Source organism: Promicromonospora sp. NPDC023987 (genome assembly GCF_040639055.1).
In the GTDB taxonomy this organism is placed as follows: domain Bacteria; phylum Actinomycetota; class Actinomycetes; order Actinomycetales; family Cellulomonadaceae; genus Promicromonospora.
The window spans coordinates 38,586-58,174 of record NZ_JBEZZF010000034.1 but is presented as its reverse complement, the minus strand read 5'-3'; the positions used below and the strand labels follow the sequence as shown (position 1 = coordinate 58,174).

At 73.5% G+C, this 19,589-nt stretch carries 18 protein-coding genes; 11 read left to right on the top strand and 7 right to left on the bottom strand.

Annotation, left to right across the window (positions count from 1 at the left end; translation table 11 throughout):
* Window positions 1-409 precede the first annotated feature (409 nt).
* Entirely contained in the window at window positions 410-1,576 is a 1,167-nt protein-coding gene (locus tag AB0F40_RS16150) for an RIO1 family regulatory kinase/ATPase (protein ID WP_357469348.1), read from the top strand.
* Window positions 1,577-1,589: 13 nt separating this feature from the next.
* Here AB0F40_RS16150 and AB0F40_RS16145 read toward each other — a convergent pair whose 3' ends face one another.
* On the bottom strand, window positions 1,590-2,060 hold the full coding sequence (locus tag AB0F40_RS16145) for an Lrp/AsnC family transcriptional regulator (protein WP_357469344.1): 471 nt from the start codon (window positions 2,058-2,060) through the stop codon (window positions 1,590-1,592).
* 59 nt (window positions 2,061-2,119) lie between these two features.
* Here AB0F40_RS16145 and AB0F40_RS16140 point away from each other — a divergent pair, with 59 nt between their 5' ends.
* Together AB0F40_RS16140 and AB0F40_RS16135 are read left to right on the top strand one after the other, a co-directional pair.
* Window positions 2,120-3,277 carry an aminotransferase class I/II-fold pyridoxal phosphate-dependent enzyme gene (locus tag AB0F40_RS16140; protein WP_357469341.1) on the top strand — a complete coding sequence of 386 codons (1,158 nt, stop codon included), beginning with the start codon at window positions 2,120-2,122 and terminating at the stop codon, window positions 3,275-3,277.
* An 80-nt stretch (window positions 3,278-3,357) separates the two neighbouring features.
* Window positions 3,358-3,753 carry a hypothetical protein gene (locus AB0F40_RS16135; protein ID WP_357469338.1) on the top strand — a complete coding sequence of 132 codons (396 nt, stop codon included), beginning with the start codon at window positions 3,358-3,360 and terminating at the stop codon, window positions 3,751-3,753.
* A gap of 15 nt (window positions 3,754-3,768) precedes the next feature.
* On the opposite strand, the gene AB0F40_RS16130 is transcribed toward AB0F40_RS16135, so the two are convergent.
* Window positions 3,769-4,362 carry a GNAT family N-acetyltransferase gene (locus tag AB0F40_RS16130; RefSeq protein WP_357469336.1) on the bottom strand — a complete coding sequence of 198 codons (594 nt, stop codon included), beginning with the start codon at window positions 4,360-4,362 and terminating at the stop codon, window positions 3,769-3,771.
* Between the two features lie 133 nt (window positions 4,363-4,495).
* Between AB0F40_RS16130 and AB0F40_RS16125 the strand changes: the two genes are divergently transcribed.
* Complete coding sequence (locus AB0F40_RS16125) at window positions 4,496-5,140, top strand: SRPBCC family protein (protein ID WP_357469333.1); 645 nt, start codon at window positions 4,496-4,498, stop codon at window positions 5,138-5,140.
* The gene (locus tag AB0F40_RS16120) at window positions 5,141-5,545 is read left to right on the top strand and encodes a metalloregulator ArsR/SmtB family transcription factor (protein WP_357469330.1); all 405 of its coding nucleotides are present in this window, start codon (window positions 5,141-5,143) and stop codon (window positions 5,543-5,545) included.
* Window positions 5,546-5,675: 130 nt separating this feature from the next.
* On the opposite strand, the gene AB0F40_RS16115 is transcribed toward AB0F40_RS16120, so the two are convergent.
* Complete coding sequence (locus tag AB0F40_RS16115; RefSeq protein ID WP_357469327.1) at window positions 5,676-6,737, bottom strand: glycerophosphodiester phosphodiesterase family protein; 1,062 nt, start codon at window positions 6,735-6,737, stop codon at window positions 5,676-5,678.
* 135 nt (window positions 6,738-6,872) lie between these two features.
* Between AB0F40_RS16115 and AB0F40_RS16110 the strand changes: the two genes are divergently transcribed.
* Window positions 6,873-7,337, top strand: a complete 465-nt coding sequence (locus AB0F40_RS16110) for an HtaA domain-containing protein (protein WP_357469324.1) — start codon at window positions 6,873-6,875, stop codon at window positions 7,335-7,337.
* A gap of 26 nt (window positions 7,338-7,363) precedes the next feature.
* Window positions 7,364-8,317 carry a phosphotransferase gene (locus tag AB0F40_RS16105; protein WP_357469321.1) on the top strand — a complete coding sequence of 318 codons (954 nt, stop codon included), beginning with the start codon at window positions 7,364-7,366 and terminating at the stop codon, window positions 8,315-8,317.
* Between the two features lie 142 nt (window positions 8,318-8,459).
* On the opposite strand, the gene AB0F40_RS16100 is transcribed toward AB0F40_RS16105, so the two are convergent.
* The gene (locus AB0F40_RS16100; protein WP_357469318.1) at window positions 8,460-9,458 is read right to left on the bottom strand and encodes an aldo/keto reductase; all 999 of its coding nucleotides are present in this window, start codon (window positions 9,456-9,458) and stop codon (window positions 8,460-8,462) included.
* 52 nt (window positions 9,459-9,510) lie between these two features.
* Between AB0F40_RS16100 and AB0F40_RS16095 the strand changes: the two genes are divergently transcribed.
* From AB0F40_RS16095 to AB0F40_RS16080, 4 genes are all read left to right on the top strand, one after another.
* Window positions 9,511-9,870, top strand: coding sequence for a MerR family transcriptional regulator (locus AB0F40_RS16095; protein ID WP_357469315.1), 360 nt, complete (start codon window positions 9,511-9,513; stop codon window positions 9,868-9,870).
* A gap of 125 nt (window positions 9,871-9,995) precedes the next feature.
* The gene (locus tag AB0F40_RS16090) at window positions 9,996-12,164 is read left to right on the top strand and encodes a protein kinase (protein ID WP_357469312.1); all 2,169 of its coding nucleotides are present in this window, start codon (window positions 9,996-9,998) and stop codon (window positions 12,162-12,164) included.
* A gap of 2 nt (window positions 12,165-12,166) precedes the next feature.
* Window positions 12,167-12,619, top strand: a complete 453-nt coding sequence (locus AB0F40_RS16085; RefSeq protein ID WP_357469309.1) for a hypothetical protein — start codon at window positions 12,167-12,169, stop codon at window positions 12,617-12,619.
* 29 nt (window positions 12,620-12,648) lie between these two features.
* Window positions 12,649-13,032 carry a hypothetical protein gene (locus tag AB0F40_RS16080; protein ID WP_357469306.1) on the top strand — a complete coding sequence of 128 codons (384 nt, stop codon included), beginning with the start codon at window positions 12,649-12,651 and terminating at the stop codon, window positions 13,030-13,032.
* A gap of 5 nt (window positions 13,033-13,037) precedes the next feature.
* Here the strand turns inward: AB0F40_RS16080 and AB0F40_RS16075 are convergent, their stop codons facing one another.
* Genes AB0F40_RS16075 through AB0F40_RS16065 form a run of 3 tightly spaced genes read right to left on the bottom strand, consistent with a single transcriptional unit; the run spans window position 13,038 to window position 18,974 of the window.
* On the bottom strand, window positions 13,038-16,580 hold the full coding sequence (locus AB0F40_RS16075) for an error-prone DNA polymerase (protein WP_357469303.1): 3,543 nt from the start codon (window positions 16,578-16,580) through the stop codon (window positions 13,038-13,040).
* A complete protein-coding gene (locus AB0F40_RS16070; protein ID WP_357469300.1) occupies window positions 16,573-18,225 on the bottom strand; it encodes a DNA polymerase Y family protein in 1,653 nt (550 codons plus the stop codon). The genes AB0F40_RS16075 and AB0F40_RS16070 overlap by 8 nt, the downstream gene beginning before the upstream one ends.
* Complete coding sequence (locus tag AB0F40_RS16065) at window positions 18,222-18,974, bottom strand: hypothetical protein (protein WP_357469297.1); 753 nt, start codon at window positions 18,972-18,974, stop codon at window positions 18,222-18,224. Before AB0F40_RS16065 ends, AB0F40_RS16070 begins: the two co-directional genes overlap by 4 nt.
* Between the last annotated feature and the right edge of the window lie 615 nt (window positions 18,975-19,589).

Genomic DNA, 19,589 nt, shown 5'->3' with positions numbered 1-19,589 from the left:
GGACAGGCGCCCCGACGACCGCTGGTGTGCGAGCGCGGGCCCCACGCGGGCGGGCGGCGATCCTGACGGATCTCGGTCTGCAGTCGGTACAGGCCTGTGCCGACCTCGATGCAAAGTCACGACCTCGACGGATGGGCGCAGATAAAACACGTGCGGTCCGCCGCACCGCCGTGCCATGCTCGTCGCACGGTCACCGAGCCTGCTCCTGAGGCGCTCGATGACCGGCCAACACAGGTAGCAGGCTCCCCCGCTCGACAGGTTCGGGGACAGGCACTCGGTGAGTGCGGACAGGAAGGAGGCGGTCATGGACGACGTCGTTCGCGCGGCTGCCTTCGCGGCAGCAGACGCCACTGTCACCAGGAGCACCCGGGTCTGATCCGGCTGTGCTCCGGCATCAAGGAGCACTGTCTTGCCCCGTTTTCCCGAAGCACCGAAGTCCGCTCTGATCCGCGCCGCGAACAGGGCCGGCAAGCCCGACGTCCGATCGGCCCCGGAGCGAGCGCCCAAGGCCTGGGCTCTCGAGGAACGACCAGCCGAGGCCGAGCCCTGGGCCGACCCCTCGGCGCCCGAGCCGCAGCCCACCGCGGCCGAGCGCCGGGCCGCCCGGGCCGCCCGGCCAGCCCGGCGCGTCAGCCGCGCGGACCTGGAAGGCCCGCACCCGAGCACGCTCGGGGCCGAACCGACCGGAGCCGACGGCGGTCGCGGTGACGCCTACGACGTCAACCCGGCCCAGCCGGATCCCACCCAGCCGGGCCCCGGGCAGCGCTGGTCCACCTGGCGATCCGTCGCCAAGGGGCAGCGTGGACCCGACCCCCAGCCCGAGTGGCTGGTCACCCGCGACGCCGCTCTCGACACCGAGCTCGGCATCCTCAAGACCGGCAAGGAGGCGGACGCCTTCCTGGTGGAGCGTGCCGTCCCGCTCGGCGCCGAGACAGGCGAACCCGGCGAGGCCGAACGCTGCCTCCTGGTGGCCAAGCGGTACCGCAGCCTGGAGCACGGCCAGTTCCACCGCGGCACCGAGTACACCGAGGGCCGCCAGGTCCGCCGGACGCGCGACCAGCGCGCCATGGAGGACCGCAAGTCCGCGTGGGGCCGCGCGGTCTCGGCCACCCAGTGGGCCGACGCAGAGTTCGTCGCCCTGCGGGACCTCTGGTCGGCGGGCGCCCCGGTGCCCTACCCCGTGCAGATCGACGGCACGGAGCTGCTCATGGAGTTCGTGGGCACCGAGGTGACCGACGACGCCGGCCGCACCCAGGCCGTCGCGGCACCGCGACTCACGCGGGAACGCCCCTCGGACGACCTGCTGGAGTCGTACTGGGACCAGCTGACGCGCGGCATGACCGTGCTGGCCCGGCTCGGCCTCGCACACGGCGACCTGTCGCCGTACAACATCCTGGCCGACGGCGAGCGGCTGGTCATCATCGACCTGCCGCAGGTCGTGGACCTGGCGTCCAACCCGTTCGCGAGCGACGTGCTGCTGCGGGACTGCCGCACGGTGTGCACCTGGTTCACTGCCCGTGGCCTGGACGCCGACGCGGACGCGCTGTTCGCCGACCTGCTGGCGCAGGCCTTCTGACGGGCCGGCCCGGTCAGCCCGCCGGGGTGACCGGGCCGCACGTCCAGGAGGAGAACACCAGGTCGGTCTGCACACGGCCGACCTCGCCACGGGCCGTGAGGTCGAGGACCAGGCGCTGCAGCTCATCGGTGTCACCGCAGGCCACATGGATCAGGAAGTCGTCGGGGCCGGAGACGTGGTGGACGGCGCGCGTCTGCGGGAGCCGCCGTACCCACTCGACGAAGGGGCCCAGCAGCGGCCGGGAGTGGGTGGTGAGCCGCACCATCAGCATGGCCTGCAACCCGCGGCCGACGGCGGCCGGGTCGATCTCGGCGCGGTACCCGCGGATCACCCCGGCGTTCTGCAGCCGCTGGGTACGGGCCAGACAGGTCGACGGCGCGACGCCGACCCGCTGGGCGAGCACCTTGTTGGCGAGCCGGCCGTCCTTCTGCAGCTCGTCGATGAGCGCACGGTCGACCGAATCCAGGATCACGTTCTGGGCCATACTCCGAATTTCTAGCATGCTCGGCGTCGATCGACCGCGGTGAGTGCCGATAGTCCCCCATGACCACGCATACAGGGACCACGCACTCAGGGACCACGCACTCCTGGAACACCCGCGCCGTCCATGCCGGAAAGGACGATCTGGCCGCCCTGGGACTCCACGCCCCGCCGATCGACCTGTCCACCACCTATCCCTCGCACGACGTCGTCGCCGAGGCCGCGCGGCTGGACGACTTCGCCGAGGGGAACGACGACGGCGGCCCGCCCGTGTACGGCCGCGTCGCCAACCCGACGGTGCGCCGGTTCGAGGCCGCCCTCGCCGAGCTGGAGGGCGCCCAGGCCGCCGTCGCGTTCGCGAGCGGCATGGCCGCCCTGTCGGCCTGCCTGCTGGCCCAGGTCGCGGCGGGCAAGCCGGAGATCATCGGCGTGCGGCCCCTGTACGGCACCACCGACCACCTGCTCGACTCGGGACTGCTCGGCACCTCGGTGACGTGGGTCTCGCCCGAGGAGGCGGCGTCGGCCATCACGGACAGGACCGGGCTGGTGGTCGTCGAGAGCCCGGCGAACCCCACCCTCACCGAGGTGGACCTGCGCGCACTGACCGAGGCCTGCGCGCCCGTACCTGTCCTGGTCGACAACACGTTCGCGACGCCCGTGCTGCAGCGCCCGCTGACCCTGGGGGCGTCCATGGTGCTGCACAGCGCCACGAAGTACCTGGGCGGGCACGGCGACGTGATGGGCGGCGTCATCGCGTGCTCCGAGGAATTCGCCCGGTCGCTGCGGCAGGTCCGGTTCGTCACCGGCGGCATGCTGCACCCGATCGCCGGCTACGAGCTCCTCCGCGGGTTGGCGACGCTCCCGGTGCGGGTCCGGGCGGCGTCGGCCACGGCGGCGGAGCTGGCGCGCAGGCTGGCGGAGCACCCCCACGTGACGGAGGTGCACTACCCGCGCCTGGGCGGCGCCATGGTCTCGTTCGAGACCTCGGTGGACCCGGTGGCCCTGGTCTCCGCCGTGCGGCTGATCACCCCGGCGGTGAGCCTCGGCAGCGTCGACAGCCTCATCCAGCATCCCGCCTCGCTGACCCACCGGATCATGGACGAGGTCGCCCGCAAGGACGCCGGCATCTCGCCCGACCTGGTGCGTCTGTCGGTAGGCCTGGAGGACGTGGAAGACCTCTGGAGAGACCTGACCCAGGCCCTCACCCACGCCCGTCGTTGAGTGCTTGGTATTTGTTGGGTTCGGCCGAGCCGACCGACAAATATCCAGCACTCAACGAGGTGTGGGCCTACCGTGAGGGGATGTCCAGCACTCCGTATGACCAGGACGACCTGCTCGCCTTCCTCGTCGGCTACGGCGTCGCGCTCGGCTCGGGCGACCTGGAGACCGTGACGGACGGCCTCGCCTACCCGTCGGTGGTGGTGGAGGCCGAACGGTCCCTCGTCGTGCCCGACGCCGAGGCGGCACGCGACGCCCTCGGCTCCATGCTCGCCGCGTACCGCGAGCAGGGGCTGGTCGCCGCGGTGCCCGAGGTGCGCGCCGTCGAGCAGGTCGGCGACGCGCTGCTGTGGGTCGACGTGCGCTGGAGCTACAAGGACGAGAACGCGGCGGAGGCGACGGCGGAGCGCGTGCGCTACCTCCTCCGGCGCGGCCGGGACACGTTCGAGCTGTGTGTCGTCGTACCGGTCGAGGAGTAGCCCGGCCGGCAGCGGTCAGGCCGGCGTCACCTCGCGCCGCAGGTGCCAGCGGGTCAGGCGCCCGCTCGTGGCGTCCGTGGGCGCCAACCGGTCGAAGCCGGCACGTTCGAACATGCCGACGGTGCCGACGAACGCCGCGCTCACGGGGATCCTGCGGCCGGGCTCCGGCTCGACGGGAAACGCGTCGAGCGTCGTCGCCCCCTGGGCCGCGGCGTAACCGACCCCGGCGTCGAGCAGCGCCTGGGCTACACCCTGCCTGCGAAAGCCCGCGCGCACCGTCACGCACATGAACACCCAGGTGGTTGGCCACGTCTCCGGCTCACCGACCGGCAGCACCCTTGACCGCTGCAGCGAGCGGGCGGCCGACCGGCGCGAAAACCCGAGCCAGCCCGCCACCTCCGGCTCCCCGCCGAGGTAGGCGAGCATCCCGGGCGCCGGCTCCCGCTCGGTCAGCTGGCGCAGGCGGCCGGCGCGCGTCGTGACGTCCTCCTTGGCGGGCGCACGCCAGTGCATGCACCAGCACGCCTGCTCGCGCCCGTTCGGGTTCAGGACGCGGGCGATGTCGCCGAACCGTTCGGCGGTCGCGGGGAGCACGGCGATCTGGGCCATTGTCGGGAACGTACTCCGACTCACTGACACCGGCCCGCGAGCGGTGCGCTTGGCACACTTTTATTCGCCGTCCGCTTGCCAACGTGGGCCTCCTGTGGCATAACATAAGTTTCCACTTATAGAAGGAGTCACCATGACCAGCACGATCGATCCCGTCACCACCGCCGGACTCCTGACCCGGGAGGTCCGGGACAGCAGCCGGGACGGCGTCCCGACCAAGGTCGCCGTCGCACGCCGGACCTACGCCGCCGAGCGCACCGATCTCTGGGACGCCCTCACCTCGGCCGACCGCCTCCCCCGCTGGTTCCTGCCCGTCAGCGGCAACCTGGCGGTCGGCGGGCGGTACCAGCTCGAGGGCAACGCGGGCGGCGTCGTCGAGCGCTGCGCCGCGCCCGACGACTTCGCGGTCACGTGGGAGTTCGGCGACAACGTCTCCTGGCTCACCGTCTCGCTCACCCCGGCCGACGGCGGCACCACCCTCGAGCTGGTGCACGAGTCCCCCGTGGACCCGGACTTCGCGGCGCAGTACGGCCCGGGCGCCGTCGGCGTCGGCTGGGACCTCGCGCTCGTCGGGCTGGGCCTGCACCTCGCCACCGGCTCCGACAACGACGCCGCCGAGTTCCAGGAGTGGACCCTCTCCCCCGTCGGGGTCGAGTTCGTCCGGCTGGCCAGCGCCGGCTGGGCCGAAGCCGCCATCGCCTCCGGTGAGGACGCCGACCAGGCCCGCGCCGCCGGCGAACGCACGCTGGCCTTCTACACCACGCAGCCGGAGTCCTGAGTGCCGGCCGCCGCGCCCGACTCCGCGCGGGCCGGCGTGTTCGAGGCGCTCGGCGACCCCGTGCGGCGTCGGCTGCTGGAGCTCCTGGTCCCGGGCGAACAGCCGGCCGGTGCCCTGGTCACCGCTCTGCAGGCCCGCGTGCCCATCACCCAGCCGGCGGTCTCGCAGCACCTCAGGGTCCTGCGCGAGGCCGGCCTGGTGCAGGTGCGCGCAGAGGGCACGCGCCGCCTCTACGCCGTGGACGACGCCGGGACCGCCGCCGCCCAGGCCTGGCTCGCCCGCTTCGAGGACACGTTCGCCCAGCCGCTCGACGCCCTGGCGACGGAGCTGGTCCGCGGGCGCAGGGAGCGCCGTCGGGCAGCGCCGGACCCGGCAGGGGACGCGAAGGACGCCGCCACGGGCTGACCAGGCCGGTGCACTGCCTGCCGCCTACCGCCTGCCGCCTACCCAGCCATTGCGCCTGAAGACGGCCTGCTTTCGGGCGCAATGGCTGGGTAGACCGCCGTGCTCGCGAGCGCCCGCCCATCCCCAGCGGTCAGTAGCGCTTCGGGAGCTTCAGGTGACGCTCCGCCATGATCTCGCGGAGGAGGTCCGGGCGGTCGGTGATGAGCCCGTCCACGCCGATGTCCATCAGCGACTCGATGGTGGCGCGGTCGTCGACGGTCCACGGGATCACTGCCAGACCGGCGTCGTGCGCGGCGGCGACGAGCTCCGGCGTGGTGAAGGGGACGTAGCCCGGGTCGTTCACACCGCCGCCCTGGGGGTCGCCGTGCACGGGCGAGACGGCGGCGGCGCCGAACGAGGCGGAGGCGGCGACGAACTTCTCCTGGATCGAACCGGGGAAGTCGTCGATGTCCAGCCCGCCGAGCCACGGCGAGGCGCCCTCCTGGCCGACCTGCAGGAACTGCTGCCCGTTCGTCAGCGCCACGAGCGGGAAGCGGGGCTCCACCTCGCTCATCCGCATCAGCGAGCCCCAGTCGAAGCTCTGGACCGTCACCTGGTCCACGAGCCCGGCCGCGCGGACCTCCCGGGCCACGACCTGCACGAACTGCTCGCGGGGCGCCGTCTGCTCGGGGGCACCGGCCTCGACCTTGGTCTCGATGTTGAGGGTGACCTGGCGCGCGCGGTGGCGGTTGACCAGGCTCAGCACCTCGGACAGCAGCGGCATGCGCTCGCCCGGGTGCAGCTCCTGACCGGGGAACTGCGGCTGGCGCAGCGATCCGCAGTCGATGGTGCGCACCTGCGCGAGCGTGAGGTCCTTGATGTACGTCGTGTCGGGCACGTACGGGAACTCGGGGTCGCCGGGGAACGCCGGCTCGGTGTCGACGCACTTGGCCGGGTTCGGGTCGCGGTCGTGAGTCACGACGGCGTACCCGTCCTGCGTGATCTGCACGTCGAGCTCGAGCGTGCTGACGCCGAGCGCGAGCGCGTTGTCGAAGGCCGGGAGCGTGTTCTCGACGGTGAGCGCGACGCCGCCGCGGTGGGCCTGGAGGTCGAACGACCGGTGATGCCCGTCGGGCAGGGCCGACGCCGGCGCGGCACCCAGGGCCAGTGTGCCCGCGAGGGTCACGGCGAGTGCTGTCGTGGTGGTCTTCATGCGCCCGAGCCTGGCCACGTCCCGTGGCCGCGGCGTGGCGCCACGCCGTCAGCCGGGCGACGCCCACGTGAACGCGCGGAGATCAGCACCGGGTGCAAAGCATCACGATTCGCCCCGCGGGGGTACCGTTCTCAGGTGGCTCATCTGGACTGGGAGATCAAGGCAAGCCTGCTGATGTACGTGATGGGGGCGCCGGGCGGCCGCATCGTGCAGGACGACGCCGTGGGCGGCAGCGGCGCCTCGTTCCACTTCCCGCTCGACCCGGAGCGCGGCCCGGCTCCCTCCCCCGACGCCACGCTGTTCGCGTTCACCGGATCCGTCGTCTTCATCGGGCACTTCGGTTCGTTCGTCGGCGAGATCGCCGACATCGAGGTCACCGCGCCCGCCGACGGCGGCCCCGACTGGAACATGTCCATCCGGGACCGCGAGTCGGACGTGCGCACGGTCGCCTTCCGCCTGGCCGGATCCCCCGAGCGGTCCGACGACGGCGCGCGGTTCACCTGGCGCCAGGTCGAGCTCACGGACGACGGCGCGAAGCTCTGGGGCGGCAACTACCCGGTGGGCACCCCGTTCGAGCCGGTGGCGATCGACCTGTCCTGACCGGCCGGCCGCGCTACGGTTCGGGGATGCTGCCGCTCGGACTGTCCATGCTGTGGGAACCGGTGGACCCGGAGACCGCGCTCAGGGAACGGTTCGGATTCGACGACCTCGCCGCCGTCCGCGGCTGGGTCTCGAAGGCGCTCGACGCGACCTGGGCCATCACCGTCGACGCGTGCCCACGCATGGTGATCAGCGACCAGAACGCGATCGTCTGGGCACGGAGCGACCGCGGCGACCTGGTGGTCAAGTGGTCGCGGGCGCGTGAACGCTTCCCGAGCCTCGACGCCTCCACCCGGCTGCTGCGCGGGCTCGCCGACCGAGGCATCCCGGTGGCCGCGCCGCTCGCGACGACGGACGGGCTCGACCGCGTGGTCCTGGACGGGCCCTCGGGCGAGCTGTCCGTCACCGTGCTGCCGGAGCTGTCGGGAGACTGGCTGGACGTGACGGACCACGCGGCGGTGCTGTCGGCGGGGGCCTGCCTCGCGGAGCTGCACCTCGCGCTGGGATCACTCGAGGCAGGCGACGCGACGGCGCCACAAGGCGCCCGGCTCTCCCAGGAGATCGGCGACTGGCTCGCGAGCGGCGACCGAGGGCTCGCGCCGGAGGCGTCCCGGCGGCTCCGGGACCTGCTGCCCGGAGCCCCGGAGCTCGACGGCGAACCTCAGCGGGTGCACAACGACTTCCGGGCCGCCAACATCCTGACCCGGGACTCGGCGGTCGTCGGGGTGCTCGACTTCGACGAGGTCGTGGTCGAGCACCCCGTGCACGACCTGGCCAAGGCCAGCGTCTACCTCAGCACACTGTTCACCGACTGGCCGCCGACGTCGCGCGAGGTACGGCAGGCACTGCGCGCCGGGTACGAGTCGGTGCGGCCCTTGAGCCCCGCCGAGGCACGATGGTTCGAGATCCTCGTGCTGTGGCAGGGCATCCTGGCGATCCCCGGCGAGCACGACCCGGCCGGGTGGGCCTCAGCCGTGTAGCTCCGCGGCGTCTCGTACCGCCTGCGCCGTCCCGGCCGGGTCATATCCTGCCGGGACGCCGTCGATCACCCGTCGGGCACAGGCAGCGGGAATCACCGTGCACAACGCCATTGTGCCTGGTCAGCAGCTCGTGGATCGGTGCTCAGGCCGTGGGCGGGGTGACGTCCACCGCACTCAGCCGCTCCAGCAGCTCGGCCGGCAGCTCCAGCGTCATGGCGGCGACGGCGGCGTCGAGCTGGTGCACCTTGCTGCCGCCGAGCATCGGCCGGATCCCGCGGGCCGCGAGCCAGGCGAGCACCACCTGGCCGCGCGTCGCGCCGACCTGGACCGCGACGTCATCCAGCACGGCGAGCCGCTCGGTGGTGCCCGGGTGGTCGAAGATCTCGGGGATCGGCTTGGCCGGGTTGTCGTAGGCCCCGGACAGCAGCGGCGTGTATGCCCATACGTCCAGGTTCTCGACGGCGGCCAGGTCCACCAGCTCGTCGTCGAGCCAGCCGAAGCGGTGGTTTCCCGTGCGCGCGCCGGGCCGGGGCTGGAGGTAGCTGTAGGCGTGCTGCACCGCACTGAACGGTTCCTTCCCCTGCCCGACGGCGTGCCGGCGGGCCCGCTCGACGCGCCACGCCGGGTGGTTGGAGAGGCCGATGCCGGCCGTGACGCCGTCGGACACGAGGGCCGCGCAGGCGTCGGCGGTCTCCTCGACCGGGACCGAGCGGTCCTCCATGTGCCCCCAGGCGAGGTCGACGTGGTCGGTGCGCAGGCGGCGCAGGCTGCCGGTGATCTGTTCGCGGATCGCAGCGGCGGAGAGGCCGGTGCGGGAGGCGGGCCAGTCGGCGGCGTCGCGCGGCTCGGCACCGAACTTGGTGGCGAGCAGGATGCGGTCGCGGACGCCGGGCCGGGCGGCGAACCAGCGGCCCAGCAGCTCCTCGCTCTGCCCGCCGTAGCCGGACTCGCTGGCCCAGAAGGCGTAGCAGTCGGCGGTGTCGATCCACCGCCCGCCGGCGTCGACGAACCGGTCGAGGACGGCGAACGACGTCGCCTCGTCGACCGCGGTGCCGAACACCATGGCGCCGAGGACGAGGCGCTCGGCGGGCGGGGTGTCGTGGGTGGTGTCGCGCTGGGTGGTGGTCTGCGATGTGGTCATGGGACGAGCGAAACCCCTGGAGCGCGCTCCAGGTCAAGGGCAGGATCGGACCATGACCACCTATTCGCCCGCGCAGGCCGCCGAGGTCTCCGGGTTCAGCATCGACACGCTGCGGTACTACGAGCGCGAGGGCATCCTGCGTCCTATCGCGCGCACCTCGGGCGGGCACCGCGCCTACACCGAGGACGATCTGGGCTGGCTGGACCTCGTGCACTGCCTGCGCGACACCGGCATGCCGATCGCCGACCTCAAGCGGTACGCGGAGCTGTCGCTCGACGAGGCGACGCTGGCCGCCCGGGTCGCGCTGCTCGAGGAGCACGACCGGCGGGTGCAGGAGTCGATCGACGGCCTGCGGCGGCAGCAGGAACGGCTGCGGGAAAAGATCGCGTGGTACCGGAAGCAGGGGGTGTGACACGACTGATCGCCCGGGCCTCAAGGTTCAAGTTCAGGTAGAGGTCGAGGTTCAAGTGCCGGTTGAGGGTTGGCCGACCTGGGACTTTTCTGGGACCGGCACGACCCCGCTGGTAAGTTGCCGGTATGACGTCACCAGCGCCAGGCGTCGGCGAGGTCGCGCCTGCGGCCGTCGGCCCCGGTCCGGTCCCGTTGCCCGATCCTGAGCCCGCAGCCGCGGCGACCCCAGCCCCAGCACCAGCCTCCGAGACAGCTCCCGTGCCGGACCCGGAACCCGAGGTGCTGTCGGCTCCAGAGCCTGAAGCGGTACCGGTTCCAGAGCCCGAGGCGGCGCCCGCCCCCCTTGCCGCCGGCCTCCCCGTCCGGCGCATCCGGCGCATCCCGGCCAGCGGCGAGCGGCTGGGCCGGTACACCCTCGCGGAGTCGTTGGGTCACGGCGGCTTCGCGCACGTCTACCGGGCGCTGGACGACGACGGCGCCGAGGTCGCCCTCAAGGTCCTCACCGGCCTGCCCGACGACGCGCGCGAACGCTTCGCCCAGGAGGCCGACCTCCTCGAACGTCTGGACGGTCGCGGCTTCCCGCGCTTCGTGGAGGCCGGCCTGGACGCGGACCAGCCGTGGTTCGCGATGGAGCTCGTGCCCGGCACGACGCTGCGGGACCGGGTGCGCGAAGAGGGCCCGTTGTCGGGACCCGAGGCGCTGAGCCTGGCCAAGCAGCTGGTCGACGCACTCCTCGTGCTGCAGGAGGAGCGCTGCCTGCACCGCGACCTCAAGCCGGCCAACATCATGGTCGACGGCGACCGCGCGGTGCTCATCGACCTGGGCATCGCCAAGGTGTTCGACGCCGCGACGTCGACGCAGCCCGCCGGAACCGTGTCCTACATGGCGCCTGAGCTGTTCGGGCGCCGGGTGCACCCGCGGTCGGACGTGTACAGCCTGGGGCTGCTGCTCGTGTACGCGAGCACGGGCATGCTGCCGCTGGACCTGAACTTCCTGGGCCGGGACCTGCTGGCCACCGACCTCGTGGACGAGCTGCCGGCCGGACGAGCCTCCGGCGACGGCGCCCCGCCGGAGCCGCCGACCATCGACAGGCACCTCGAGTCGCTGGTCCTCGCCATGACGCGCTACCAGCCGAACCACCGTCCACCGCTGGAGAACATCGCCAGCGTGGTGCGCGCCCGCCTCGCGAGCACGACGCCCGACCCCACGCTGATGCTCACCTCGCAGCTGCTCAGCGACGGCGTGACCGCCGCGGAGGTGGCCGCGCTCCCGCTGACCGACGTGCTGCCCGGCCGGGGTCACACCAAGCTGTTCCCCCGGCTCGTCGACCTGTCGGACGAGGCGACGCCCAACACGCGCGCCCCGGAGCCCTGGCACGCCCTCGTGTACGACCGCGCGCTGATGAGCGTCCTGGCCGAGGTGCACGCGGACGGTTTCGACGGCGCCGCCGAGCAGGTCGTCGCCGACCACGTCGCGGAGATCGGTGCGCACGTCGCCGACGGCCGCACCCCGGCCGAGATCAAGGACTGGATCTGGCAGGCGATGCGCTGGCGGGTCGCCTCGCCCCCTGATGGCCACGCGGACACGCTGCGTGGCTGGCGTGCGTTCCGCAGTCCCGAGCCCGCTCCGGCGAGCGAGCCGGCCTCGGTCAGCAGCAGGCCGGACTCCGTGCCGCCGTCGGTCCTCCCCGCACCGGTCGCGCCGCTGTCCGCGGCGGCGACCCAGGTGGTCCGCAAGCTGGCCCCGGCGCCGCAGTCGTTCGAGCCGCGCAAGAGCCCGGTCAAGCACCTGGGCCCGGCCCCCAAGCAGGCGGGGCCGGCGCCGTCCGCGCACGCCACCCGCCCGATGCCGACCGTGCAGGCACCGCCCGTCCAGCAGGCGCCCGCGAGCCGGCCGCCGAGCATGCAGCCCGGCATCCGGCCGGGTGTGCAGCCGAACGCCCGAAAGGCCGTGCAGCCCAGCGTGCGGAAGGGCGGGCAGCCGACACCTCCCGTCGCCACACCCGCTCCGCCCCGTAAGAAGCCCTGGCCGCTGCGCCTGCTCGGGGCCCTGCTGCGCTGGGTGCCCCGGCTGCTGCTGCTGGGCGCCGTGTACGCGCTCGTCGTCCAGGACGCCCAGGCGGGTGACCCGCTCGCCGCGCCGGCACTGGCCGTCGCCGCGTTCGGGCTGGCCGTGCTCCTGCGCATCGTCGGATTCCGCATGCGGATCTGGTTCTACGTGGTCTCCGCGCTGCTCGTCGGCGCGGGGGCGGCCGCGCTGTGGGCGCTCAACACCGGCCTGCTGTACCTGGGCTGACTGTGGCCCTCCGCAGGTTCGAGCTCACCACGTCCGTCCCCGTCGGCCCGCGCGCGGCGATCGACTTCCTGGTGGACATCACCCGCCATCGCCGTCTGCACCCCTACCTGGTGTCCGCGGAGGTGGTCGCGAGCGGGCTCGGCCCCGACGGCTCCTGGCAGGACTGGCGCGTCGTCGAACGGCCGCGACTTGGGCCGGTGCGGTACCCGATCCGGTTCCCGGCCCGCGTGGTGCGCACGGCGGACGACGCCATGCGCACCTCCGTGCGTGCCGCACCCGGCTGCACGCTGGTGACGGTCACCCGGGCTACGCCGGTCACGGGCGGCGCCCTGCTCACGGAGACGACCGAGGTCACCGCCCCGTGGCCCGTCACCGGATACATGACCGGCCAGGCCCGGTCGGCCCACGAGCGAACGTTCGCGGCGCTGCCCGGGGAGCTGGACCGGAGGCGGTGACCACGCGAGAGGGCACAATTGGGGCCATCATGCGCAACAAGTCCTTCACCGCTCTCGTCACGTTCATCATCGTCGCGCTCACGACAGCCGCCTGGTGGACCCTCGGCCGGGACACGACCCGTGAGGTCGACCCCGCTACCGGAGCCGTCACCGGACCCTACGAGGCGCCCCAGGTGATCGCGTGCGTCATCGTGCTCGTCGCCCTGGTGGTGATCGGCGCCCTGCTGCTCCCGGCGTGGCTCGCGGTGCTCGGGGTCAGCCTGCCCTTCACCGCGGCCTGGACGATCCAGGCCTCGTCGACCGACGACTCCGGGCTCTGGGCGGTCGGGGCGGTGCTCGTGCTGGTCGGCACGCTCGTGGGCGGCACGATCGTCACCGCGATCACCCGCGGCCTGGTGCGCAACCGGGACTGACGCACCTACTGGAAGTCCCTCGACCGCGCCGGGACCGTCAGCGACAGCGTCGCGAGGTGCTCCGCCACGAGGTTCACGGCGCCGTCGGCCGCCTCGATCCGGCCGCGCACCACCATGGCCTGCGCCGACCGCGCGACTCGGCGGAACCGCTGCCACAGCCCCACGCTGCAGATCACGTTGAGCAGCCCCGTCTCGTCCTCCAGGGACAGGAAGGTCACTCCCCCGGCCGTGCCCGGCCGCTGCCGGTGCGTCACCACCCCGCCGACGGCGATCCGGCGCCCCGGCTCGGTCGTCAGCGCCTCCGCCACGGTCAGCACGCCCGCCGCCACCAGCCCCGGCCGCACGTGCTGCGTCGGGTACGAATCAGGCGTGACGCCGGTGGCCCACGCGTCGGCCTGCGCCAGCTCGACCTCGCTCATCCCCGGCAGCATCGGGGCGTCGACGCCGACGCTGACGCCGGGCAGCGTCGTCGGCCCTTCCTGGCCGAGCGCACCCGCGGCCCACAGGCCTTCTCGCCGATCGATGCCGAGCGGCTCCAGCGCCCCGCCCGTCGCGAGCGCCTCGAGCTGCGCCGTCGACAGCTCGACGCGGCGCACGAGGTCCCGCAGGTCCCGGAAACCGGCGGCCGAACCTTCGGTGGTCGAGCCTGTCGAGACCCGCGCCGCCACGATCTCCTCCGCCTTGTCCTTGCCGGTGCCCCGCACGGACTCCAGCCCCAGGCGGACCGCGAGCTGCTCGTCGATCCGCTCGACCGACGAGAGCACCCGCGACTGCGTGACCGAGGGCCGCAGCACGCGGACGCCGTGCCGGCGGGCGTCGGCGGCCAGGGACTGCGGCGAGTAGAACCCCATGGGCTGGGCCGCGAGCAGCCCGGCGTAGAACGCGGCCGGGTGGTGCACCTTGAGCCACGAGCTCGCATACACGAGGTACGCGAAGGAGTAGGCGTGCGACTCGGGGAAGCCGAAGTCGGCGAAGGCTCTGAGCTTCTCGAAGATCTCCTCCTGCACGCCGGGCGGGATCTTGTTCTCGGTCATCCCCGCGTAGAGCCGTTCGCGCAGCGCCTCCATGCGCTCCTGCGACCGCTTGGACCCCATGGCGCGCCGCAGCTGGTCGGACTCCTTGGGCGTGAACCCCGCGACGTCGATCGCCATCTGCATGAGCTGTTCCTGGAACAGCGGCACGCCAAGGGTGCGGCCAAGGGACTTCTCCAGCAGGGGGTGCAGGTACTTCACCTTCTCGCGCCCGCGGGCCCGCTCGATGTACGGGTGCACGGAGCCGCCCTGGATGGGGCCGGGCCGGATGAGCGCGACCTCCACGACGATGCTGTAGAAGTCTCGCGGCTGCAGGCGCGGGAGCGTCGCCATCTGGGCGCGCGACTCCACCTGGAACACGCCCACCGTGTCGGCGGCGCACAGCAGGTCGTACACGAGCGGGTCGTCCTGCGGCAGGTCGTGCAGCTCGAACCGTTCCCCGGTGTGCTCCTCGATGAACTCGAACGCGTACCGGATGGCGGTCAGCATGCCAAGACCCAGCAGGTCGAACTTCACCAGCCCGGCGTCCGCGCAGTCCTCCTTGTCCCACTGCAGCACCGTGCGGCCCTCCATGCGGGCCCACTCCACGGGGCAGACCTCGATCACCGGGCGGTCGCACATCACCATGCCGCCCGAGTGGATGCCCAGGTGGCGGGGCAGGCGGAGCATCCGGTCGGCCAGGTCGAGCACGTCGTCGGGGATCTCCCCCTCCTCGGCGGCCGACGGCGGCGTGCGGAACGGCACGACGTCGTGGGCGTCGTCGGCGCGGGTCGGGTCCGGCCGGGGCTCTCCCGACGCCCGCGCCTCCTCCGAGAGCACGTCGACGAAGACGCCAGGGCTCGCGACGGGCCCGGCATGGTCGACGTGCGGCCGTACTTCCCGCGGTCCCCACAGCGCTGCGACCTGGGCGTCCTTGGCGGCGGTCTTGTTCCGCGGCTCGGCCGACGCCGTCGGGGCCGCCTGGGGCTTGAGCGATCCCCAGCGCTCGATGGACTTGGACCACGCGTCCTGCTGCCCGACGTCGTGGCCGAGCGCGCGTGCGGCGTCGCGCACCGCGGAGCGTGGCCGGTAGGAGATGACGTTCGCGACCTGGGCCGCGTGCGTGCGCCCGAACTTCTCGTAGACGTGCTGGATCACCTCCTCGCGGCGCACCGACTCGATGTCGACGTCGATGTCCGGTGGCCCGTTGCGCGCCTCGGCGAGGAACCGCTCGAACAGCAGGCCGTGCTTCACCGCGTCCACCGCGGTGATTCCCAGGGCGTAGCAGACCGCGGAGTTCGCGGCGCTGCCCCGCCCCTGCGCGAGGATCCCGTGGGTACGGCAGAACTCCACGATGTCGTAGACCACGAGGAAGTACCCGGGGAAGCCCAGGCGGATGATGATGTCCAGCTCGTAGTCGATCTGCTTCCAGGCCTTCGTGCTTCCCTCCCGCGGTCCGTACCGCCGGGTCGCACCCCGGTAGGCGAGCTCGCGCAGCCAGGACGTCTCGTCGTGACCGTCCGGGACGTCGTAGGGCGGCAGCTCAGGGGCGATGAGGTCCAGGTCGAACGCGCACTCCTTGCCCAGCGCGGCCGCCGTCTGCACGGCCTGCGGGTGCCGGTGGTGCAGACGCGCCATCTCCGCGCCGCTGCGCAGGTGGGCGGTGGGGGCACCGGGCAGCCAGCCGTCCAGGTCGTCCAGGGAGGAGCGGGCCCGGACGGCGGCGAGCGCCCCGGCGAGGTCGGCGTCGCGGGGGCGTGCGTAGTGCGCGGCGGTGGTGGCTACCAGGGGCAGGCGCGCGTCGGCGGCCAGCAGGGCGAGCGCGTCGTGCAGGTCGGCGTCCCGGGGATCGCCGGTGGCGGTGATCTCGACGGCGACATTCTCCCGCCCGAAAACATCAACAAGCCGCCCGAGCTCCCACCGCGCCCGGTCCAGCCGGCCCGTACGCCCCTCCCCCCATCGTTGAGTGTTGGATACTTGTCCTGTCGAAACGTTTCGAGAGGGCAGATATCCAGCACTCAACGGAGTCGTCAGGGCTTGGCGGACCGCGCCCTTTCGGCAGCCTGTCAGGACCAGCCACTCGCCCTTCGATGCCTCGCCCAAGGCCTCCAGCGTGTAGTTCGCGGCGCCCTTGACGCCCGCGGCCAGGTGCGCGGTGCCGATAGCGCTCGACAGGTTGCGGTACCCCTGCGGGCCGCGCGCGAGCACGAGCAGGTGCGTGGCGCGCGGGTCGGGGGTCCCGGTGGGCGGGTCGAGCACGGGCGCGCCGCTCGCGCCCGCCGGGACCGGCAGGTGCAGCTCCGCCCCGAACGAGGTCTTCAGACCGACCTTCTTCGCCGCCTCGGAGAACCGCACCACCCCGTACAGCCCGTCGTGGTCGGTGATCGCGAGCGACGTCAGCCCGAGACGCGCAGCCTCGGCCGCGAGCTCCTCGGGGTGCGAGGCCCCGTCCAGGAAGCTGAACGCGGAGTGCGCGTGCAGCTCGGCATACGGCACGCCGCCCCCGAGCACCGGGTCGGTCAGAGAGCTGTCAGTCATAGAGCGCCTCCAGCGACCATTCCCCCGCCGACGACGACAGCAGCAGGCCCAGCGCGGGGGCCCCCACGCCGTCCGCCACCACCTGCAGGAACACGCGGCGCTTGCCCTGGGGCGTCCACCACCGCTCGGCGACCGGCCACGGCCCCGCCCAGTCGACGACGGCGGTATCGAGCCCGCTCCACGCCCCCTCACCGGGCACGACGACGCGCGCCGGGTCGCCGCTCACACCCAGCCGGACGTCGACGACGACGGGGCGCCCGGCGTCGTCGAGCACGTGCGCGGGGACGGGCTCCGGCAGCACGACGGACGGTGCCGGAGGCGGCAGGGCGCCCGGCCAGGGCCGGTCGGGGTCGCGCTCGGGCGGGACCTGCTCGCCGAAGGGGACGAGCTGCACACGGTCCCGGGGGTCGCGGCCGCCCTGGAGCCGGACGGTCAGCACGGCGTCGCCGCCGAGCAGCGCCTGCACGCGCTCGACGGCGCGGCGGGCGCGCAGGTCCTCGCCCGCGCCCGGACCCCACAGGCGCGGCTGCAGCGCACCGGCGGGTGCCACCTCCTCCGCGGCCAGGGCCAGGCCCGCGATCGGGGCGGGCGCCTCGCCCTGCCCCAGGGACGACGCCGTGAGCCAGCCCTCGAGCTGCCAGCGCACCCGGTCGGTGATCCGGGCGGCCGACAGCCCGCCGAGCGTGTCGTCGGTGCGCCACAGGCGCTCCAGCGTGCGGGCCTCGCCCGTGACCGGGTCGACGGCGCGCGCGGTGATCCGCAGCCGCCCGCAGGCCAGGCCGCGGCGGCTCAGGTCGTCGTGCAGCCGCTCGGCCAGGCGGCGGGCGGCGAAGGTGGCGACGTCGACCCGGTGCGCCGGCGGGTCCAGCTCCTCGGCGACGGTCAGGTCCTCCTCGAGCCGACGCCGGGCCGGGGGCCGCACGTCCTGCCCCCTCGCGAGACGCTGCCCCCAGACGCCGAGGTCGCCGAAGCGGGCGGCGACGGCGGCGTCGGGCAGGGCACCCAGCTCGGCCAGGGTGCGCACGCCGAGGCGACGCCACAGGTCGACCAGCTCGGTCAGGGTGCGGTCCCCGGGCCGGGCGTGCACGAGCACCGCCGCGGGGCGGGGCGCGAGGTAGTCCCCCGACACGCCCGGCGGCACGACGGCGTCCTCGCGCGCCGCCAGCACCGCGGCCAGGAACCCGTCGGCGACCCCGACCTGACACTCGTGACCGGTCCGGACGGCGACCTGCTCGATCAGCTCGCGGGCCAGGTCGCGCTCGGAGCCGTGGTATCGCGCCGCGCCGCCCGACGGCAGCAGGAGCAAGCCGGGGCGGGCGATCTCCAGCCCGGAGACCACGGTCTCCGCGGCCACGGCGACGGGCTCGAACTCGCGGGCGTCGCGGGCGTCGTCGGCGGACCAGAGCTGCAGGTCGGGGCAGCGCCCCTGCGCCTCGCGACGGCGCATGCCGCGGCGCACCCCGGTGCTGCGGGCGGGGGCCGACACCGCGATGATCCGGCCGCCCGGCCCGCCCGTCACGGCCGCTGGCGTCTCCGGGCCCAGACCGGCGACGACGAGGGCCGCGACGACCGGCCAGTCGGGCACCCAGAGGCAGGCGGTGCGGGTGGCCGTTCCTGTCGCCGCCGGGCCGGAGCGGTCGGTCATCCGACGAGCTCCAGCTGCGGACGGCTCTCCTCGCCCGGCGACCTCGTCCCGGAGTCCCGGCCTTCGGAAAGCTGCGCGCCTCCGCCGGCCGGTCCTTCGCCGGCGGCCCGGCACACCGGCACCTCGACGTCCAGGTGCAGGGGTCGTGCCGCGCTCCCCCGCCCGGTACGCCGCACCCGCAGGGTCCGACGCCGCAGCCAGCCCGCCCCGTGGTCGGTCCCCGTCCAGTTCCCCTCGATCGCCTCGAGCACCACGTGCGCCCCGGCCCAGCCGACACCCCCCGCCTCTCGTTGAGTGCTGGATTTTCGCCCTGTCGAAGGCCGTTGGAGGGGCGAAGATCCCGCAATCGACGAACCGGCGCTTGATGCGGGGATGGGGAGAGCAGCCACCAGCACCGTTCCCCGTTCGCGGGCGCGCGCTGTCAGACGGCGGTGGTCCTGCTCCAGCAGCGCGACCTCCGGCCCGATCACCACCACGTCCATGCCGTCGATCAGCGCAGCGAGCACAGCGGGCGCGTCCACACCCGACCCGGCCGGCAGCGGCACCACCAGGGTGCGCGTCAGGTCGCACCCGGCGTCGGCCGCGGCGGCCATCCCGGCGGCCGGGTATCCGACCAGCACCGTCCAGGCCCCGTCGCGAGAGGCCTCGGCGAGCAGGGTGAGCAGGAGCGACGTCGAGCCCCGGACCACGACCGTGGCGCCGGTGCGCAGGCCGCCCTCGGGCAGGAGGGTCGCGAGGTGCGGGGCCACGGGCAGGACGCGCGGACCGGCGCCTGGGCGGCCGCCGGTCGTGAGGCCAGTCGCGGGGCCAGTCGCGGGGCCAGTCGCGGGGCCGGCCGTGGGGCGGATCGTGGGGCCAGTCGTGGGGCCAGTCGCGGGGCCAGTCGTGAGGGCCGTGGCGGGAGCCGTCGCGGGCTCAGTCGCTGGGCCTGTGGGATCAGCCGCGGGGCTGGTCGCGGGCTGGGCGGTGGGATCCGGATCAGCCGCGAGCCCGCCTCGCAGTGCCAGAACTTGTAGCCGGGGCTGCCCGTGGGACGACCCTGCCAAAGACTCTGCCAAGGACCCACGGGAGGATTCGGCGGACGACTCGGTGGCCTGTCTGCGCACGCCGGTGCGCACCTCGGCGGACCGTAGCGCCGCGAGCGCCCGCGCGTGCCGGGTGTCTGCGGTATCGACGTCAGCGCCGGTGTCGCTCTTCGAAGAGCCTGTTACGACGGTCATGACCCTCCAGCGATGGTGTCTGCCGGTGGTGACCGGATGGTCGAGCACCTCATCGAACGCCTGTTCGATAGAACACCAGTACACCCCTCGCGAGGTGCGACTGTCAAACCATCGGCCTCGCAACACTGCGGCGCCCGGGGCTCC

What these genes read in the sequence shown, in the direction of transcription:
- AB0F40_RS16105 (WP_357469321.1), top strand. Translation starts at nt 7,364, where the DNA reads ATGCTGCCGCTCGGACTGTCCATGCTGTGGGAACCGGTGGACCCGGAG.
- AB0F40_RS16080 (WP_357469306.1), top strand. Translation starts at nt 12,649, where the DNA reads ATGCGCAACAAGTCCTTCACCGCTCTCGTCACGTTCATCATCGTCGCG.
- AB0F40_RS16115 (WP_357469327.1), bottom strand. Translation starts at nt 6,737, where the DNA reads ATGAAGACCACCACGACAGCACTCGCCGTGACCCTCGCGGGCACACTG.
- AB0F40_RS16145 (WP_357469344.1), bottom strand. Translation starts at nt 2,060, where the DNA reads ATGGCCCAGAACGTGATCCTGGATTCGGTCGACCGTGCGCTCATCGAC.
- AB0F40_RS16070 (WP_357469300.1), bottom strand. Translation starts at nt 18,225, where the DNA reads ATGACCGACCGCTCCGGCCCGGCGGCGACAGGAACGGCCACCCGCACC.
- AB0F40_RS16140 (WP_357469341.1), top strand. Translation starts at nt 2,120, where the DNA reads ATGACCACGCATACAGGGACCACGCACTCAGGGACCACGCACTCCTGG.
- AB0F40_RS16125 (WP_357469333.1), top strand. Translation starts at nt 4,496, where the DNA reads ATGACCAGCACGATCGATCCCGTCACCACCGCCGGACTCCTGACCCGG.
- AB0F40_RS16130 (WP_357469336.1), bottom strand. Translation starts at nt 4,362, where the DNA reads ATGGCCCAGATCGCCGTGCTCCCCGCGACCGCCGAACGGTTCGGCGAC.
- AB0F40_RS16090 (WP_357469312.1), top strand. Translation starts at nt 9,996, where the DNA reads ATGACGTCACCAGCGCCAGGCGTCGGCGAGGTCGCGCCTGCGGCCGTC.
- AB0F40_RS16075 (WP_357469303.1), bottom strand. Translation starts at nt 16,580, where the DNA reads ATGACTGACAGCTCTCTGACCGACCCGGTGCTCGGGGGCGGCGTGCCG.
- AB0F40_RS16135 (WP_357469338.1), top strand. Translation starts at nt 3,358, where the DNA reads ATGTCCAGCACTCCGTATGACCAGGACGACCTGCTCGCCTTCCTCGTC.
- AB0F40_RS16100 (WP_357469318.1), bottom strand. Translation starts at nt 9,458, where the DNA reads ATGACCACATCGCAGACCACCACCCAGCGCGACACCACCCACGACACC.
- AB0F40_RS16095 (WP_357469315.1), top strand. Translation starts at nt 9,511, where the DNA reads ATGACCACCTATTCGCCCGCGCAGGCCGCCGAGGTCTCCGGGTTCAGC.